A 17,413-nucleotide genomic window follows, 5' to 3' on the forward strand; every position below is an offset into this window, starting at 1 on the left:
GGTGGAAAGAAGAGTGCACAGGGCAATGCAGGGGGACCAACGGGCACATCGCACCTTCGTGATCCTGTGGACACTGGCCACGGCCGTCAAGCTATTGATCGCGGCACGCTTGCCGCTGTTCGTGGACGAGGCGTTTTACTGGCAGGAAGGCCAGCACCTGGCGGCGGCCTATTCGGATCTGCCGGGCATGACCGCCTGGCTGGCGCGGCTGGGCGTGGAGCTGGGCGGGCATCATCTGCTGGCCTTGCGGCTGCCGTTTCTGGCCATCGCCGCACTGCTGCCGTGGCTGGTTGCGCACATCGCCACGCGCTGGTTCGGCTCCACGCTGGGCTGGCAGGCCGGCAGCCTGACCTTGCTGATGCCGCTGTCGGCCACGCTCGGCATCCTGGCCGTGCCCGACGTGCCGATGGCCCTGGCAGCGGTGCTGTGCATGGACGCCGGCGCGCGTTTGCTGCGCGAGGTCGATGCCACCAGTGCGCTGGAGCTCGCGATTGGCCTTGTCATCGGCGCGCTCAGCCACTACCGCTTTGTCGGGGTGATCGGCGTGGGCTGCATCGCGCTGCTGTGCATTCCGCAAGGGCGCGCGGTGATGCGCGACCCGCGCATCTGGATGGCGCTGACCGTGGGCGCGGTGAGCTGGCTGCCGCTGCTGTTCTGGAACACCGACCATGACGAAGCCGGCCTGCGCTTTCAGTTGGTCGACCGGCACCCGTGGCGCTTTCAGATCACCGGTCTGTGGTTTCTGCTGATCCAGGCGGTACTGGTGACGCCGTTGCTGGCCTGGGCAATGCTCAAGGTGGGCCTGGCCGGCACGCGGGCCGGCGGCGGTTCGCGTGCGCAATGGCGCTATTTCGGCCTGCTGGGCGGCATTTCGACCGTAGCGATCTTCGTGCTGGGCTTCTTCAGCGATGCCGAGCGGATCAGCTTCCACTGGCCGTTGCCGGGGTATCTGGCACTGCTGGTGGCGGTGCCGGTGATCCTGATGCGCTGGCCGCTTCCACTGCGCCGCGCGGCGTGGCTGATTGCGCTGCTTGGCACGCTTGGCGCGTATGGCTACTACCTGGCGGTGTCGGTCCCGTCGATCCGCGCGCATGCCGCCGGCGAAAAATATTACCCGCGTAATTTTGCCGGCTGGAACGACCTGGCACGTGCGGTTAAACGTCAGCTGGCACTGATGCCGCCGGGCACGCGCGTGCTGGCAGAGAACTTCAAGGTCGGCGCCGAGCTCGGCTTCCAGTTGCACGAGGCCAAGATCGAAGTGCTGCGCGCCGACTTGAACGACAGGCACGGGCGCAGCGCGCAGCTGCAGCAGTGGGGGTTGCTCAGCGACGGTACGGGCACCGGGCCGCGCCTGTTGGTGCTGTCGCCCAGTGACCAGCGTTATCGCGACCTGCTCAAGCGCTATCACGCCATCTGCGACATGGTCGGGCCATTGCCGCCGCCCACGGTAGTATCCACCGATCACGGGTATCAGCGCTTTTTGCTGTTCGCACTGCCGGCGCAACGCGCGCCCGGGCCGTGTGTCACCCCGGCGATGGCCTGGATCGACACGCCGCTGCCGGGTGTTGCCGTCTCCGGCAAGGTGCAGGTGCGCGGCTGGGCCTTCAAGGACGGCGTCGGGCTATCGCATGTGGAGCTGCTGCTGGATGGTCGCCCGATCGCGCAAGCCGACTACGGCAGCCCGATGGACGTACGCCCGTACTGGAAGATTTCCACCGACCCGCAGCACCCCAATGTCGGCTTCACCGCCACCCTCGACACGCACGCGCTGCCGCCCGGCACGCATTGGTTGGGATTGCGCCTGCACGGCCACGATGGCAGCGCGGAAGATTGGTGGGAACAACCCGTCACCGTTTCAGCACCTCAGATCATGCAATGACCGATGCCTTGCCTGTTGCACGTCCCGCACATCCGTCCGGGATTCGAATCGCCGTGCTGGTGCCGTGCCATAACGAAGCGGCGACCGTTGCCGATGTGATCGGCGACTTCGCTGCCGCTTTGCCGGGCGCAGTGATCCACGTGCTGGACAACAACTCCAGCGATGCCACCGCAGCGATCGCCGCAGCTGCGGGTGCGCAGGTGTGTCGCGTGGCATTGCAGGGCAAGGGCAATGTGGTGCGGCGCGGATTTGCCGATGTGGAGGCCGACATCTATGTGCTGGTCGATGGCGACGCCACCTACGATGCCACTGCCGCGCCGGCGTTGGTGCGCAAGCTGATCGACGAGCGCCTGGACATGGTGGTCGGTGCACGGCGCGATCAACAGCAGGCCGCCTATCGCCCCGGCCATCGGTTGGGCAACGTGCTGCTGACGCGCTGCGCGGGCTTGCTGTTCGGCCGCAGTTTCGACGACATGCTGTCCGGCTACCGGGTGTTCTCGCGGCGCTACGTCAAATCCTTCGCCGCCCACGCGCATGGCTTCGAGACCGAAACCGAGCTGGCCGTGCATGCCTTGCAGCTGCGCATGCCGGTGGCCGAAGTCGAAACCGCCTATGGCGTGCGTCCGGAAGGCTCGCAAAGCAAGTTGAACACCTGGCGCGATGGCTGGCGCATCCTCACCACGATCGCAAAGTTGTTCAAGGCCGAGCGGCCGTTGTTGTTCTTTTCGGTGGGCTTCGTGCTCAGCGCCAAGCTGTCGGTGGTGCTGGCGATTCCGTTGTTCGAGACGTACACCAGCGGCACGTTATGTCGGTGTGGCCAGCAACCTTGCCGAGTCGGATGCCTATCGCGCCCGCGTGCGCGCGCTGGTGGCCGAGCGGCCCCAGCTGTATGCGTTATGGGATGCGACCCAGGACAAGCAGAGCCCCCGCGTGGAACGGATGAATCGGTGGGCGCGGCGTCTGGGATGGAGTGCTGGACCGGAATGCCCCCAATTGCGCTGGCTGACGGCGCATGGATTGCGTGCCGAACTCGATGCATCCCGGCCCGGACTGTGTCAGTTGCGCGTTCCCGAGCACAAGGCGAGGGAAGTCGTGGCTGCCGATCACCGCCTATTGGAGCAGGCGCAACAGCAGCTGCTTGCGTATGGGGTGAAGCTGGATCCGGCACGTTGTCGCAGGCTTTCCTCGCAAATCGGGCAGGGGGAGTATCCCTACCAGTTCTGCAGGCTCGATCATGAGGCCAGGCGATAGCTCAGGGCAGTTGAAACCCCGCTTGGCGCAGTAACCCCGCCAGCGCGATCAGCGGCAGCCCGACCAGGGCCGTAGGGTCCTTGGAGTGGATCGCATCGAACAGGCTGATGCCCAGGCCTTCGCATTTGAAGCTGCCGGCGCAATCCAGCGCCGGTTCGGCGTCCAGGTAGCGCTCGATCTCGGCGGCCGTCAATGCGCGCACGTGCACCTCGGTCAGATCCAGCGCGTGCAGGGCGCGCTCCGGGCCTAGCAGGCTGACAGCGGTGTGGAAGCGCACGGTCCGGCCTGACATGGCGGTGAGCTGCGCACGTGCCTGGTCCAGGGTGCCGGGCTTGCCCAGTGCCTGGCCGTCCAGGTCGGCGACCTGATCCGAGCCGATCACCCAGGCCTCGGGGAAGCGGGCCGCCACCGCGGCAGCCTTTTCGGCGGCCAGACGGCCTGCCAATACGCTCGGGGTCTCGCCCCGCTGCGCCTGCTCGTCGACCTCGGGCCGGGCAGTGTCGAACGCCAGGCGCAGGCGGCCAAGCAGTTCGCGCCGATAGGCGGACGTGGAGGCAAGAATCAGGCGTGGCATCATGGCGTGCTGCTGGGGGCGGGCAGGGGAGTCTGCCGCCCTGTGCGCCGCACGGCAATTGCATGAGTGAGGCCCCATGAATGGGGCCATTTGACAGGGCCACTGCGGGTCTTTAACATTCTGCGGCTTATGTCCGCGAACGTACCCGAAATGCTGGATGCTTGGCGGATGGTCGCAGCGCGCAGGCGCTTCGATGGCCGCATCCCGCTCTCTGCGATGACCCGTCTGCAAGGAAGCCTTGTCGATGCCGAGGGTGAATGCGTCTATTCGCTCCAGTTCGACCAGGACGATCTGCTCAAGGTCGCCTATGTCGAACTCAGCATCGATGTCGAGCTTCCGCTGGCCTGCCAGCGCAGCCTGCAGCGTTTTCTGTATCCGGTGCAAATCAGACAGCGTCTTGGTTTGATCCGTGACGAAGCCGACGAAGCCGCATTGCCGGCCGAGTACGAAGCGTTGCTGGTTCCGGAAGATGGCATGCTGCGGGCCGTAGACATGGTCGAAGACGAACTGGTGCTCTCGGTACCAGTGGTGCCGATGGCGCCGGGTAGCGAAGCGATCGATGCCGAATGGGTTCCGACCCAGGAAGAGCAAGACAAGGCCAGCCCGTTCGCGGCGCTGGCAGCGTTGAAGAAACAGTAACCGCCGCTGTTAAGGGCGGTAAGACAGGTCGACGCGGGCTTAGAGCGTGCTGTTCGACTCAACAGACAAGTTATCGAACTAAAGTTGGAGCAACCCCATGGCTGTGCAGAAATCCCGTGTCACCCCGTCCCGTCGCGGCCAGCGTCGTTCGCACGATGCCCTCACCGCCAAGCAGTTGTCGACCGACCCGACCAGCGGCGAGATCCATCTGCGCCACCACATCACCGCTGACGGTTACTACCGCGGCAAGAAGGTGATCACGACCAAGTCGTCGGCCGTCCAAGAAGATTGATTCGTGGCGCCCGCCGCGCTCGACGCGGCCGGGCGACCCTCGCTTCTTCCGGAGCCGCCGGTCACCGCGGCTCTTGCAACAGGAAACAGTATGAGCAAGCGGATCTATTCCAGAATCGCGGGCACGGGTAGCTATTTGCCCGAAAAGGTGTTGACCAACGACGACATGTCCAAGATCGTCGACACCAGCGATGAATGGATCTTCTCGCGCACTGGTATCCGAGAGCGCCACATCGTCGCCGACGACCAGACCACCAGCGATCTGGCGTATTTCGCCTCGCTCAAGGCGATGAAGGCGGCCGGCGTCACCGCCGACGAGATCGACCTGATCGTCATCGGCACCACCACCCCGGACCTGATCTTCCCGTCCACGGCCTGCCTGCTGCAGGCGCGGCTGGGCAACGTCGGTTGCGGTGCGATGGACGTCAACGCCGCCTGCTCGGGCTTTGTCTACGCCCTCAGCGTGGCCGACAAGTTCGTGCGCAGTGGCGACGCCAAGACCGTGCTGGTGGTTGGCGCAGAGACGCTGACCCGTATCGTCGACTGGACCGACCGCACCACCTGCGTGCTGTTCGGCGACGGGGCCGGCGCGGTAATCCTCAAGGCCGACGAAGAAACCGGCATCCTCAGCACCCACCTGCATGCCGATGGCAGCAAGAAAGAGCTGCTGTGGGACCCGGTGGGTGTGTCGGTCGGCTTTGGCGAAGGCAAGAATGGCGGCGGCGCGTTGCTGATGAAGGGCAACGACGTGTTCAAGTACGCGGTCAAGGCGCTGGATTCGGTGGTCGATGAGACCCTGGCCGCCAACGGCTACGACAAGCACGACCTGGATTGGCTGATCCCGCATCAGGCCAACCTGCGCATCATCGAGGCCACCGCCAAGCGGCTGGACCTGCCGATGGAGCAGGTGGTCGTCACCGTGGATCGCCACGGCAACACCTCGTCGGCCTCGGTGCCGCTGGCGCTGGATGAGGCGGTGCGCTCGGGCCGCGTGCAGCGTGGCCAATTGCTGCTGCTGGAGGCCTTCGGTGGTGGATTTACCTGGGGCTCGGCGCTGCTGCGCTACTGAGGGTAGCTAACAATACTGCTGCGCTGCCGCCAGGCGGGCGCGGCCGGTGCTCGGTGGGGCATGTACAACTCGTACACTCCGGTTTCTTCGCTGCCCTCCACACCCACCTGACCTCGCTCGCTACGTTTGTTGGTGGCTACTGAGGTCCCAGGCGCTGCCGCGTTCGCCGGCGGTGCTTTCGATATCGATCCGGACTGCCGCGCACCTGCGTGGCGGATGCGATTGCATGCCCGATCCGGACCGAACCGGCGCGCGGTTTTGCGACTTCGGGCCCCGCCCCGACGGCCCCTGCATACGCGGCAGTACAGACGCCAGGGCGATTTCGCACGTATGATCCCGGCTCGATTTTTGCAGGCAGCAACGCGTGACCGAATCCACTCTCGCCTTCGTGTTTCCCGGCCAGGGCTCGCAGTCCTTGGGCATGCTGGCCGAACTGTCCGAATTGCATCCGCAGATCCGCGAAACGTTTGCCGAAGCCTCCGAAGGCGCTGGCGTCGACTTGTGGGCGCTGTCCCAGAGCGGCCCGGAAGAAATGCTCAACCGCACCGAATACACCCAGCCGGCCTTGCTCGCCGCAGGTGTGGCGGTGTGGCGTTTGTGGACTGCCCAGCGCGGGCAGCGCCCGGCGCTGCTGGCCGGTCACAGCCTGGGCGAATACACCGCCCTGGTCGCCTCTGGGGCCTTGTCGCTGCACGATGGCGCGCACCTGGTGCGGCTGCGCGGCCAGTTCATGCAGGCCGCCGCGCCGGCGGGCGTTGGCGCGATGGCGGCGGTGCTGGGCGCCGAAGACGCCATGGTGCTGGAGGTCTGCGCCGAAGCGGCAGCCAGCCAGGTGGTGGTGCCGGCCAATTTCAATTCGCCCGGTCAGATCGTGATCGGTGGCGATGCCGCCGCAGTGGACCGCGCGCTGGCATTGCTGGCCGAGCGCGGCGTGCGCAAGGCGGTCAAGCTGGCAGTGAGCGTGCCCTCGCACACCCCGCTGATGCGCGATGCCGCCAATCAGCTGGCCGAAGCAATGGCCGGGCTGAGCTGGCAGACGCCGCAGATTCCGGTGGTGCAGAACGTCGATGCGCGTGTGCACGAGGGCAGCGCCGCAATCCGCCAGGCGCTGGCCGAGCAGCTGTATCTGCCGGTGCAATGGACCGGGTGCGTGCAGGCGCTGGCCTCCCAGGGCATCACGCGGGTTGCCGAGTGCGGCCCGGGCAAGGTGCTGAGCGGGCTGATCAAGCGTATCGACAAGAGCCTGGATGCGCGCCCGCTGGCAATGCCTTCCGACTATGCCGGTGCGCTCGACGCGTGGGCGCACTGATCCAACGCCGTTGCCGGTCATGCCGGCACCCCTCGACGTTCGCAGCCCCGGTTGCGACGTCCCCCTTCGAGGAACAGCATTCATGAGCAAGCTTCTGCAGGGAGAAATCGCCCTCGTCACCGGTGCCAGCCGCGGGATCGGCGCGGCCATTGCCGACACGCTGGCTGCCCAGGGCGCCACCGTTATCGGCACTGCCACGTCGGCCTCCGGCGCTACGGCAATCGGCGAGCGCCTGGCCGCCCACGGCGGGCATGGTCGCGAACTCAACGTCACCGATGCGGCAGCGGTCGATGGCCTGATCGATGCGATCGGCAAGGAGTTCGGCGCGATTTCGATCCTGGTCAACAACGCCGGCATCACCCGCGACAATCTGTTGATGCGGATGAAGGACGACGACTGGCAGGCCATCATCGACACCAACCTGACCAGCGTGTTCCGCACCTCCAAGGCGGTGATGCGCGGCATGATGAAGGCGCGCAAGGGCCGTATCGTCAATATCGCCTCGGTGGTCGGGGTGACCGGTAATCCGGGCCAGACCAACTACGCCGCGGCCAAGGCCGGCATCATTGCGTTCTCCAAGTCGCTGGCCAAGGAAATCGGCTCGCGCGGAGTCACCGTGAATGTGGTGGCGCCCGGTTTCATCGACACCGACATGACCAAGGCGCTGCCGGACGAGGCCAAGACCGCCTTGCTGCAGCAGATCGCGCTGGGGCATCTGGGCGTCCCGGAAGACATCGCCAATGCGGTGGCATTCCTGGCTGGCCCGACCGCACGCTACATCACCGGCGAGACCCTGCACGTCAACGGCGGCATGTACATGCCGTGAGCGTGCGGCGCCGGGAGGCGCTAAGTGGTTGATCGGCCGGGACTTGTGATGCAATGCAAGGCTCGGGCGCTTCCACTACACTATCCAACGCGGCCATCGCAGCGGCGATGGCGTTTTTTTGTACCACCACTACTCCATCTGGAGCGATATCCCCAATGAGCACCATCGAAGAACGCGTCAAGAAAATCGTCGTCGAACAACTCGGCGTCAAGGAAGAGGAAGTCACCACCAGCGCATCGTTCGTCGATGACCTGGGTGCCGACTCGCTGGACACCGTCGAGCTGGTGATGGCGCTGGAAGAAGAGTTCGAGTGCGAGATCCCGGACGAAGAGGCCGAGAAGATCACCTCGGTGCAGCAGGCGATCGACTACGTCAAGTCTCACGTCAAGAGCTGATGCGTTGTCCCTGATCGTGGCGGCGCGCGTCAAGCCGCTGCCGCGTCAGACATTCCATGGGGCCGCTGATGCGGCCCTGTGTTTTTACGCGTCACCCGCAAACCGCAAGCACCGTTCGTTCCGTGGTGAGGAGATCTGCAATGAGTCGTCGTGTTGTCGTTACCGGCATGGGCATGGTGTCGCCGCTGGGCAATGATCTGGCCAGCAGCTGGGATGGAATCATCCACGGGCGCTCCGGCATTGGCCCGATCACGCAGATCGATGCCTCGCAGTTCACCACCAAGATCGCCGGTGAAATCAAGAATTTCGACCCCACGCTTTTTGTGTCCGCCAAGGACGTCAAGAAGATGGATTCGTTCATCCACTACGGTGTCGGCGCCTCGTTCATGGCGCTGGACGATTCCGGGCTGGAAATCGACGAAAGCAATGCCGAACGCATCGGTGCCATTCTCGGCTCCGGCATCGGCGGGCTGCTCGGTATCGAAGAGCAGACCATCAAATTCCACGAGGGCGGCGCGCGCAAGATTTCGCCGTTCTATGTGCCCAGCACCATCATCAATATGCTGCCGGGCCAGGTCAGCCTGATCAAAGGCCTGAAGGGCCCGACGTTCTCGGCCGTGTCCGCGTGCGCCACCTCCAACCATTCGATCGGTACCGCGATGCGGATGATCCAGTACGGCGATGCCGACGCGATGCTGGCCGGCGGCGCCGAGCGCGGCTCCTCGCCGAGTTCGGTGGGCGGCTTCTGCGCGATGAAGGCAATGTCCACCCGTAACGACGACCCCACCGCTGCATCGCGTCCCTGGGACAAGCAGCGCGATGGTTTCGTGCTGGGCGATGGCGCCGGCGTGCTGGTGCTGGAAGAGTACGAACACGCCAAGGCGCGTGGTGCGCGCATCTATGCCGAGCTGGTCGGCTTCGGCGCCAGTTCCGATGCCTTCCACATGACCGCCCCCAGCGAAGACGGCGAAGGCGCGGCGCGCAGCATGGTTGCAGCGATGCGCGATGCCAAGCTCAATCCCGAGCAGATCGGTTACCTCAACGCGCACGGCACCTCCACGCCGCTGGGCGATCTGGCCGAAACGCTGGCGATGAAGCGCGCGCTGGGCGACCACGCCTACAAGACCATGGTCAGCTCGACCAAGTCGATGACAGGTCATCTGCTTGGCGCGGCCGGCGGTGTGGAAGCGATCTTCTCGGTGATGGCGCTGCACACCGGCATCATTCCGCCGACCATCAACCTGGAAGAACCCAGCGAAGGCTGCGACCTGGATTACGTGCCGAACGTGGCGCGCGAGGTGCAGGTGGACGCGGTGATGTCCAACGGCTTCGGTTTCGGCGGCACCAACGGCACGCTGGTGTTCAAGCGCGTCTGAGTCGATGCGCCGTTTTCTTCGCAGAAAACGGTGTGCAATGTGCCTCAGCTGCCACGCGTGATGCATCCGCGTGGCAGTCGCTGCTGCCGTTTCCGAATGACAGTCGATCCATCTCATCGCGCGCGCTGCGTTTACCGTAGCGGCGCGCGTCTGCACCTTACGCCACGCCGGACCGATGACGCTCACCCGATCACTGCACGCGGACATCGACCTGCTGGCGCTGCATCGGCTGGCACCGCAGCGCTATCCGGCCCTGCTCGAATCCAGCGCCTCCGGCACCGCCCACGGGCGCTGGGATGTGCTGCTGCTGGCAGAGGGCCCCAGCCTGCGGCTGGATGCCGATGGCCGCACCCGCGATGGCGAGGGCCGGGTACGCGAATGCACGTTTCTGGACGCGCTGGATGCCGCCTGGCAGGCCGAGCGTCTGCCGCACGATGCGGCAAGCCCATGGCCGTTCCGTGGCGGTTGGGCGGTGCTGCTGGATTACGAACTGGCCGCGCAGGTCGAACCGATTCTGCAGCTGCCCGGGCGCACCGATGGCTTGCCCACTGCGCTGGCGTTGCGCGCGCCGGCAGCGGTATTGCGCGACCGCGTGGAAGGGCGCTGCGTTGCGCTGGCCGAAGCGGGGCGCGAGGACTTGCTGCAGCAGATCGACGACGACATCGCTGCGTGCGCTGCACTGCCGCCGTTGCCTGCGTGGAGCGGGCCGGTTGCGGTGGAAGAAGACGCGCCCGAGCGCTTCACCGCCGCGGTGGAGCGCGTGCTCGATTACCTGCGCGCCGGCGATGTCTTCCAGGCCAATATCTCGCGCGCCTGGCATGCGGTATTCGCTGCTGTGGTCGACCCGGCCGCGCTGCACGCGCGTTTGCGTGCTGCAAATCCGGCACCGTTTGCCGGCCTGTTTGTGGCGGCCGGGCGTGCGGTAGCCAGTTCCTCGCCCGAACGGCTGGTGTCGGTGCAGGGCGATGTGGTGCAGACGCGCCCGATCGCCGGCACCCGCGCGCGCTTTGCCGGCGACGACGATGCCGCACGCATCCGCGAGCTGGTCGGCCATCCGAAGGAGCGCGCCGAACACGTCATGCTGATCGATCTGGAGCGCAACGACCTGGGCCGCCTCTGCGCGCCCGGCACGGTGGAGGTGGACGAGCTGATGTGCGTGGAGAGCTACGCGCATGTGCACCACATCGTCAGTAACGTGCGTGGCCGCCTGCGCGCCGGGGTGACCCCGGGCGCGGTGATCGCGGCGGTGTTTCCCGGCGGCACCATCACCGGTTGCCCCAAGGTGCGCTGCATGCAGATCATCGCCGAGCTCGAACAGACCGCGCGCGGCGCCTATACCGGCGCACTCGGCTGGCTCAACCGCGATGGCGACATGGATCTGAATATCCTGATCCGTACCGCCGAAGTCGCAGGCCAGCAGGTGCGTTTCCGCACCGGCGCCGGGATCGTGGTGGATTCGGACCCGCAGCGCGAGCTGGACGAAACCCGCGCCAAGGCGCGCGGCGTGTTGCGCGCGATCGAGCAGACATGAGCGCTTCAACGGGACATCACCGGCGCGCGGTATCCTGCGCGGCGCTGGGGCAATGACGAGGTGGGTGTGGCGGTGACTGGCAAACGCGGATGTCTGGCCGTGCTGGGCACGGCATTGCTGCTCGCAGCGCTGCTGGCGATTGCCGCGGTGGTGGCGTGGCGGCATTACCTGCACTTCGCCGATACACCAGTGAGCGCGAGCGCGCCCAGTGTGGTGATTGCGCCCGGCGATTCGCTCAATGTCACGCTACGCAAGTTGCGCGATGCCGGCGTGGCGCAGGGCACGGATCTGGAATGGCAGCTGCTCGCGCGCCAGGTCGATGCGGCCGGCAAGCTCAAGGTGGGCGAATATGCGCTGGCGCCGGCCTTGTCGCCGCGCGAGTTGCTCGTGCGCATGCGCCAGGGCCGGGTGATCCAGTACCGCTTCACGATCGTGGAGGGCTGGAATTTCCGCCAATTGCGCGCGGCACTGGCTACCGCCACGCCGTTGCAGCACTCCATCGGCGCGCTGGACGATGCGGCTGTGATGGCGCGGTTGGGATTTGCCAAGCAGCATCCGGAAGGGCGCTTCCTGCCGGAAACCTATCTCTACCAGCGCAGCGACAGCGATCTGGACGTGCTCAAGCGCGCACACGCGGCCATGGACAAGACATTGGCGCAGGCCTGGGAACAGCGCGCCCCCGATCTGCCGCTCGGCTCGCCGGAACAGGCATTGATCCTGGCGTCGATCATCGAAAAAGAAACTGCCCTGGGCTCCGAGCGCCCGCTGATTGCCGGGGTGTTCCTGCGCCGCCTGCAGCGGGGTATGAAGCTGCAGACCGACCCGACCGTGATCTACGGCATCGGCAGCAGCTACGACGGCAATATCCGCCGTCGCGACCTGACCACCGACACGCCGTACAACACCTATACGCGCACAGGCCTGACGCCGACGCCGATTGCCATGCCGGGCCGTGAAGCCTTGCTGGCGGCGGTGCGCCCTGCGCCCGGGGATGCCTTGTACTTCGTCGCGGTTGGCGATGGCACCGGCGCGCACGCGTTCTCGGCCACGCTGGCCGAGCACAATGCGGCGGTGGCGCGTTACCTGCGGCGCCGCCGCCTGCCGAGCGCCCCGCAAACGGAGCCCACGCCATGACCGCCACATTTTCGCCCTGGCAGCAACGCGCCTTCGACCAGACCGTGGCCGCGCTGGATGCCGGACGGCTTGGACACGGGTTGCTGATCTGCGGCCCGGAAGGGCTGGGCAAGCGCGCGGTCGCCCTGGCGTTGGCCGAGCATGTGCTGGCCAGTTCGCCGGACCCGGCGTTGGCGCAACGTACGCGGCAGTTGATCGCCGCAGGCACCCACCCGGACCTGCAACTGATCTCGTTCATTCCCAATCGCACCGGCGACAAGCTGCGTACCGAGATCGTCATCGAGCAGGTGCGCGAGATTTCGCAAAAACTCTCGCTCACACCGCAGTACGGCATTGCCCAGGTGGTGATCGTGGACCCGGCAGATGCGATTAATCGCGCTGCCTGCAATGCCTTGCTCAAGACCCTGGAAGAGCCGTCGCCGGGCCGCTATCTGTGGTTGATCAGCGCCCAGCCGGCGCGCTTGCCGGCGACCATCCGCAGCCGCTGCCAGCGCCTGGAATTCAAACTGCCGCCGGCGCACGAAGCGCTGGCCTGGGTGCTGTCGCAAGGCGTCAACGAAGGCGTCGCGCAGGAGGCGCTGGACGCCGCCCGTGGCCATCCAGGCCTTGCCGCGCAGTGGTTGCGCGAAGACGGCCTGGCGGTGCGGCGTGCGGTGGCGCAGGATCTGGAGCAGATCGCCAGCGGCCGCGTCGGCGCGGTGGATGTCGCGCAGCGCTGGACCAACGACGGCCAGGCCGATCAACGCCTGCGCCATGCCGCCGATCTGGCACTGGCGCAGGCATCGGCCGGCTTGACCGATCCATCGCGGTTGCACAAGCTGGCGACCTGGTTCGACGCCGCCAACCGCACCCGCGACCTGCTGCGCACCACCGTCCGCGCCGACCTGGCAGTGACGGAACTGTTGCTGGCCTGGCGCGAGGGAGAGCGCCAGCCACGTTCTAGGGGAACTCGATGAGTGCAATGAATGCACGCCAAGGCATTTTGTCGCTGGCGTTGAAAGACAAGCCAGCGCTCTACAGCGCCTACATGCCGTTCGTGAAAGGTGGCGGCATCTTCGTGCCCACGCCCAAGCGCTATATGCTGGGCGACGAAGTGTTCCTGCTGCTGACCCTGCCGGACTCCAGCGAGCGCCTGCCGGTGGCCGGCAAGGTCATCTGGACCACCCCGGCCGGTGCCCAGGGCAACCGCGCCGCCGGCATTGGCGTGCAGTTTCCCGATGGCCCGGAAGGCGAGGCGGTGCGCAACAAGATCGAGACCCTGCTGGCGGGGTTGACCACATCGGATAAGCCGACGCATACGATGTGACGTAGTTGGTGCCACGGCACCATCTTGCGCGAGGCATACGGCTGAGCCGCCGTGTCAGATCGCCAGCGAGACGGGTGTGGATTCGTTGCGTAACAGGCGCATGTAAACAACTGTTGACGACTGCTGCAGCTGCCCTATAATGTGCGGCTCGCGTCACCGGGCGGTTAGCTCAGCGGTAGAGCATTGCCTTCACACGGCAAGGGTCACAAGTTCGAACCTTGTACCGCCCACCATTGAAATCCAGTAGCAGCAAGGGTTTCAGCGCGAGAAGAAAAGAGCCGGCCACGTGCCGGCTTTTTTGTGGGTCATCTTCAGACGTTGTCGATTGGCAGATCAAGGTAAAGCGTCCTTTTCGCGCTCAATCATTTCAATCGCGTCACATAGTGCGTGACATATCCGAGCATGCTGTCGACCAAGTCGAACTAAGAACCTGTTCACGATCTTCGCAGATCAGTGCAGACTATGCGGATGCGCCAAAAGACCTATCCGAGTGACATGAGCCGGGAGCAGTTCGCACACGTGCTGCCGATCCTGGAACAAGCGCGCAAGCGCACCAAGCCACGCCGTGTGGATTTATATGAGGTGTGGTGCGCAGTGTTGTACGTGCTGCGAACCGGTTGCCAATGGCGAGCGCTACCCAGCGACTTTCCGAAGTGGCGGACCGTGCACTCGTACTTTGCCAAGTGGAGCGAGTGCGACGATGAGGGGGTGAGCCTGCTGGAGCGGGCGCTCAAAAAATCAGGTTGGCGTGGCCCGCGTGAGACAGGGGCGCAACGCTTGCACCAGGTTCTTGATCGTGGACGCGCAGAGCGTCAAGAACACGGACACAGCTGGGCAAAAGGGGTATGACGCAGGCAAGAAGGTGTCGGGCATCAAACGGCATATCGCTGTTGATAGTCAGGGGTTGCCCCACGCAATCGCGGTGACGACGGCGGAGGTGACCGACCGCAAAGGTGCGCTGCAGGCGTTGGAGCGCTGTCAGTCAAACCTGACGCTTGTACAAAGCTTACTGTGCGACGGCGGTTACACCGGAGTACCGTTTGCCAGCGGCGCGCGAGAGATTTTAGGCGAGCAGCTCACGGTGCAGATTGCCAAGCGCAGCGAACTGCACACCTTCAAGGTCATGCCCAAGCGATGGATTGTCGAGCGTAGTTTTGCTTGGCTGGAGAAGAACCGAAGGCTATGGAAGAACTGCGAGCGCAAACTCAACACCAGCCTGCAGTTCATCCATTTGGCCTTCTTGGCACTGTTACTCAGAAGATTGTGAACAGGTTCTAACACGCTGACGTATGAGGCGGGCATCACGGTTTCGTGCTGCACCCATCCGGCCAAGGTTGAGAGTGGCACCGAGAGTGCTCGTGCCATAGGGTGTTGCCAACGGGTTCCGTAGATGCGGGATGCAATTGCTTGTAACGCTTGAAGACGGGGGTACAACGCTGTCGGTTGCATGGTCGCCATTCCTGTTTTGAAAGCTTGGCAGTACACCAGATCGGCGCGCCCGTTCAATGGTTGGTACTCGACTTGAAGCGAACCGAAGACACTTCACCCAGCCCAGGCGCCTCTCGCTCGTGCCTGCTTGTTGCGAGCTCAGCAAGGACTTGCCATCCTGCGAGGCCCCGCGTTGAAGAGGTGTGGCGATGAAGGCGCTGCTTGGAAGTGCTCTGGTTGCGATGGTGTTGCTGAGTGGCTGTGCCCGCGATGTGGGCGAGCAGTACGTGGGCAAGTGGGTCAATGTGAAGTCGGAAAAGAACGTGCTGAGCATCGAGCACAATGGCGAGAGCTTCATCATTCGCGACACCCGGCCGGAGCTGTTCGGCAACGGCGTCAAGACCCGGAATCATCCGGCGCTGCTGACCAAGGGCATTCTGCAGGTGTCCAACGGGGTTGGCACGGTCAACTACGCGATCGACGAGGCGACCGGCAAGCTGAGCACGGGCGACACCGAGTACACGCGGGTCAAGTGAGCGCGAAGCGCTCGGTCAGTGGGCGTGCGCTGGAGTGAGCGACGCTGCCCTGGCGACATGATGGCTTCGCCAGGCAATCGGAATATGTCGCCTCGAGTGCACAGCGCGGCGTTGCGATTGCGGACCGCGCGTCTGCGGGTTTACCCGCGCAATGCCGCGTGTTTGTCTGCAGCCTGGGCGGGGAAGCCCAAGCGTGCGCGTAGTTCGATGGGTCATGGAAGTACGCGCCTGTGTCTTACGCGCGCGATGCTGCCGCCTGCGCCTGCATCCAGCGCCACAGCGTCGTACGTGAAACGCCGAGTGCCTGCGCGGCAAGCGCGCGGTTGCCGTTGGCGCGATCGAGTGCGGCGCGGACTGCGGCGGCGGTGAGCTGCAGGCGGGAGGTTGCCAGGTTGGAGTGCTCAAGTGGGGCGTCGCGGTTGCGCAGATGCGTATCGAACAGTTCCGGTGCCCAGCGTTCGAGTTGTTCCAGGCTCAGGCTGTCGTGCGGTTGGGCTTTCCAGTGAATGCACAGGCGTTCGACCAGATTGCGTAGCTCGCGCACGTTGCCGGGCCAGGTGTGTTGTTGCAGCCGTTGCAACGCGGTAGGCGACAGCGGCGAGGCGATGTTGCCGAGTTGCTGGAAGTAATGCGTAAGCAGCAACGCGATGTCGTTGCTGCGATCGCGCAGCGGCGGCAGTGCGATGCGCAACGCGGCAAGGCGATAGAACAGATCGCGGCGGAAGCGGCCTTGTTCGACCAGCTGCTGCACCTCTTGCAGGCTGGCGGCGACCACGCGCACGTCGACTGCGACGGGCACGGTTGCGCCGACGCGCAGCACTTCGCGCTCTTCCAGCACGCGCAGCAGCCGTGTCTGTAGCGGCATCGGCAGCTCGCCGATTTCGTCGAGAAAGAGCGTGCCGTCCTGCGCGGCTTCGATCAGGCCGGTGTGGCCGCCGCGGCGTGCGCCGGTGAAGGCGCCATCGCTGTAGCCGAACAGTTCCGCTTCCAGCAACGACTCGCTGATGGCGCCGCAATTGATCGCCACGAAGCGGCCGCGGCGGCGACTGCCGGCATGCAGTTGCCGCGCCACCAGTTCTTTGCCGGTGCCGGTCTCGCCGCTGATCAACACGGTGCCGGCATGTGGGGCGTACAGCTGCACCAATGTGCGCACCTGCAGCAGCGCGCTGTCTTCGCCGAGCAGGGCGTCGGTCCGGCGTGCGCGTCGCGTGGCAGTGCGGCCGGCAACGCGGTCGGTGCCTGGTGCGATGCCCAAGGTGATGGCCTGTTCCAGCGCATGGCGCACCGAATCGGCCGAATACAGCAGCACGCCGGGCAGCCCGGCCTGTTCGGCGAAATCGATCGCCATGCCGGTGCCGACGATGACCTGGATGCCGCTGGCGCGCAGGTCGGCAATGCAGTCGCGCGCGTCTTCGGCGGTGACGAAGCGGCGATGTTCGATGTCCAGTTCGAAGCTCTGCTGGAAGGCACGAAACGACGGTACATCGCTGGCATGGGTGACCACGCCGATACGTGGCGCGATGCGGCGCGCGCGCGCCAGTGCTTCCATCAGATCGAACCCGGTGGCCTGGATCGGCGCCAAGGGCAATGCAAGCCGGCTGCGCAGGTACGCGGCATTCGAACCGCCGGCCACCAGTGCGTCGCAGCGTTCGCGGCGCAAGCGCTGGCCGATGACCTCTACCGCTTCGGCAAAGCCGAGGTTGATCTGCTCGATGCGCGCGCGCTGGTCGAACTCGGGAATGACATCGGCCAGCAACCCGGTCAGGCGCGAGACGCTGACGGTCCAGATGACGGGCAGGGAGGTGTCTGTGGACTCGGCAGGCAGATGGCTTTGCACAGGATCGCCGCGTTACGAGATGTTTCATGCTG

16 protein-coding genes, 1 tRNA gene, 1 other RNA gene and 1 pseudogene are annotated in these 17,413 nt (G+C 65.3%); 17 read left to right on the top strand and 2 right to left on the bottom strand.

All coding sequences use genetic code 11. The annotated features are described in order from the left end of the window. Positions 1 to 25: 25 nt before the first annotated feature. Together M3O59_RS05525 and M3O59_RS05530 are read left to right on the top strand one after the other, a co-directional pair. On the top strand, positions 26 to 1,879 hold the full coding sequence (locus M3O59_RS05525) for a glycosyltransferase family 39 protein (protein ID WP_147308555.1): 1,854 nt from the start codon (positions 26 to 28) through the stop codon (positions 1,877 to 1,879). Next, a pseudogene (locus M3O59_RS05530) lies at positions 1,876 to 2,670 on the top strand (glycosyltransferase family 2 protein); the annotation flags it as partial. The gene M3O59_RS05525 and the pseudogene M3O59_RS05530, both read left to right, overlap by 4 nt. Before the next feature lie 461 nt (positions 2,671 to 3,131). Here M3O59_RS05530 and M3O59_RS05535 read toward each other — a convergent pair. Further along, a complete protein-coding gene (locus tag M3O59_RS05535) occupies positions 3,132 to 3,707 on the bottom strand; it encodes a Maf family protein (protein ID WP_116906600.1) in 576 nt (191 codons plus the stop codon). A gap of 126 nt (positions 3,708 to 3,833) precedes the next feature. Between M3O59_RS05535 and M3O59_RS05540 the strand changes: the two genes are divergently transcribed. From M3O59_RS05540 to M3O59_RS05610, 15 genes are all read left to right on the top strand, one after another. Continuing rightward, positions 3,834 to 4,343, top strand: a complete 510-nt coding sequence (locus M3O59_RS05540) for a YceD family protein (protein ID WP_116906601.1) — start codon at positions 3,834 to 3,836, stop codon at positions 4,341 to 4,343. 97 nt (positions 4,344 to 4,440) lie between these two features. Further along, entirely contained in the window at positions 4,441 to 4,635 is a 195-nt protein-coding gene (rpmF, locus tag M3O59_RS05545) for a 50S ribosomal protein L32 (protein WP_010368401.1), read from the top strand. A gap of 90 nt (positions 4,636 to 4,725) precedes the next feature. Beyond that, positions 4,726 to 5,703: a beta-ketoacyl-ACP synthase III gene (locus tag M3O59_RS05550; protein ID WP_116906602.1), complete on the top strand. Its 978-nt coding sequence runs from the start codon at positions 4,726 to 4,728 to the stop codon at positions 5,701 to 5,703. A gap of 60 nt (positions 5,704 to 5,763) precedes the next feature. Further along, positions 5,764 to 5,838: non-coding RNA, sX9 sRNA (locus M3O59_RS05555), on the top strand. A 229-nt stretch (positions 5,839 to 6,067) separates the two neighbouring features. Further along, positions 6,068 to 7,012: an ACP S-malonyltransferase gene (gene fabD / locus M3O59_RS05560; protein ID WP_249046072.1), complete on the top strand. Its 945-nt coding sequence runs from the start codon at positions 6,068 to 6,070 to the stop codon at positions 7,010 to 7,012. Between the two features lie 82 nt (positions 7,013 to 7,094). Further along, the gene (gene fabG / locus M3O59_RS05565; RefSeq protein ID WP_064631607.1) at positions 7,095 to 7,838 is read left to right on the top strand and encodes a 3-oxoacyl-ACP reductase FabG; all 744 of its coding nucleotides are present in this window, start codon (positions 7,095 to 7,097) and stop codon (positions 7,836 to 7,838) included. A 155-nt stretch (positions 7,839 to 7,993) separates the two neighbouring features. Beyond that, positions 7,994 to 8,233 carry an acyl carrier protein gene (gene acpP / locus M3O59_RS05570; RefSeq protein ID WP_010368407.1) on the top strand — a complete coding sequence of 80 codons (240 nt, stop codon included), beginning with the start codon at positions 7,994 to 7,996 and terminating at the stop codon, positions 8,231 to 8,233. Between the two features lie 140 nt (positions 8,234 to 8,373). Continuing rightward, positions 8,374 to 9,609 (top strand): beta-ketoacyl-ACP synthase II, encoded by a 1,236-nt coding sequence (fabF, locus tag M3O59_RS05575; RefSeq protein WP_064631605.1) that lies wholly within the window; start codon positions 8,374 to 8,376, stop codon positions 9,607 to 9,609. 175 nt (positions 9,610 to 9,784) lie between these two features. Further along, positions 9,785 to 11,140, top strand: a complete 1,356-nt coding sequence (locus M3O59_RS05580; protein WP_116906604.1) for an aminodeoxychorismate synthase component I — start codon at positions 9,785 to 9,787, stop codon at positions 11,138 to 11,140. A 60-nt stretch (positions 11,141 to 11,200) separates the two neighbouring features. Beyond that, positions 11,201 to 12,274 (top strand): endolytic transglycosylase MltG, encoded by a 1,074-nt coding sequence (gene mltG, locus M3O59_RS05585; protein WP_064631601.1) that lies wholly within the window; start codon positions 11,201 to 11,203, stop codon positions 12,272 to 12,274. Next, positions 12,271 to 13,230 (top strand): DNA polymerase III subunit delta', encoded by a 960-nt coding sequence (locus tag M3O59_RS05590; protein ID WP_116906605.1) that lies wholly within the window; start codon positions 12,271 to 12,273, stop codon positions 13,228 to 13,230. Before mltG ends, M3O59_RS05590 begins: the two co-directional genes overlap by 4 nt. Then, the gene (locus M3O59_RS05595) at positions 13,227 to 13,580 is read left to right on the top strand and encodes a PilZ domain-containing protein (RefSeq protein WP_003483889.1); all 354 of its coding nucleotides are present in this window, start codon (positions 13,227 to 13,229) and stop codon (positions 13,578 to 13,580) included. The genes M3O59_RS05590 and M3O59_RS05595 overlap by 4 nt, the downstream gene beginning before the upstream one ends. A gap of 158 nt (positions 13,581 to 13,738) precedes the next feature. Further along, positions 13,739 to 13,813, top strand: a tRNA-Val gene (locus M3O59_RS05600). A 235-nt stretch (positions 13,814 to 14,048) separates the two neighbouring features. After that, positions 14,049 to 14,847 (top strand): IS5 family transposase gene (locus tag M3O59_RS05605; RefSeq protein WP_373419007.1). Its coding sequence is split into 2 segments (ribosomal slippage): positions 14,049 to 14,320 and positions 14,319 to 14,847, totalling 801 coding nucleotides; the frame shifts between segments, so codons are not numbered across the junction. Positions 14,848 to 15,217: 370 nt separating this feature from the next. Further along, on the top strand, positions 15,218 to 15,544 hold the full coding sequence (locus tag M3O59_RS05610; protein ID WP_116906533.1) for a hypothetical protein: 327 nt from the start codon (positions 15,218 to 15,220) through the stop codon (positions 15,542 to 15,544). 235 nt (positions 15,545 to 15,779) lie between these two features. Here M3O59_RS05610 and prpR read toward each other — a convergent pair whose 3' ends face one another. Continuing rightward, positions 15,780 to 17,381 (bottom strand): propionate catabolism operon regulatory protein PrpR, encoded by a 1,602-nt coding sequence (gene prpR, locus M3O59_RS05615; protein WP_116906534.1) that lies wholly within the window; start codon positions 17,379 to 17,381, stop codon positions 15,780 to 15,782. Positions 17,382 to 17,413: the final 32 nt, after the last annotated feature.

The sequence above is a fragment of the Xanthomonas nasturtii genome, from assembly GCF_023337365.3.
In the GTDB taxonomy this organism is placed as follows: domain Bacteria; phylum Pseudomonadota; class Gammaproteobacteria; order Xanthomonadales; family Xanthomonadaceae; genus Xanthomonas; species Xanthomonas nasturtii.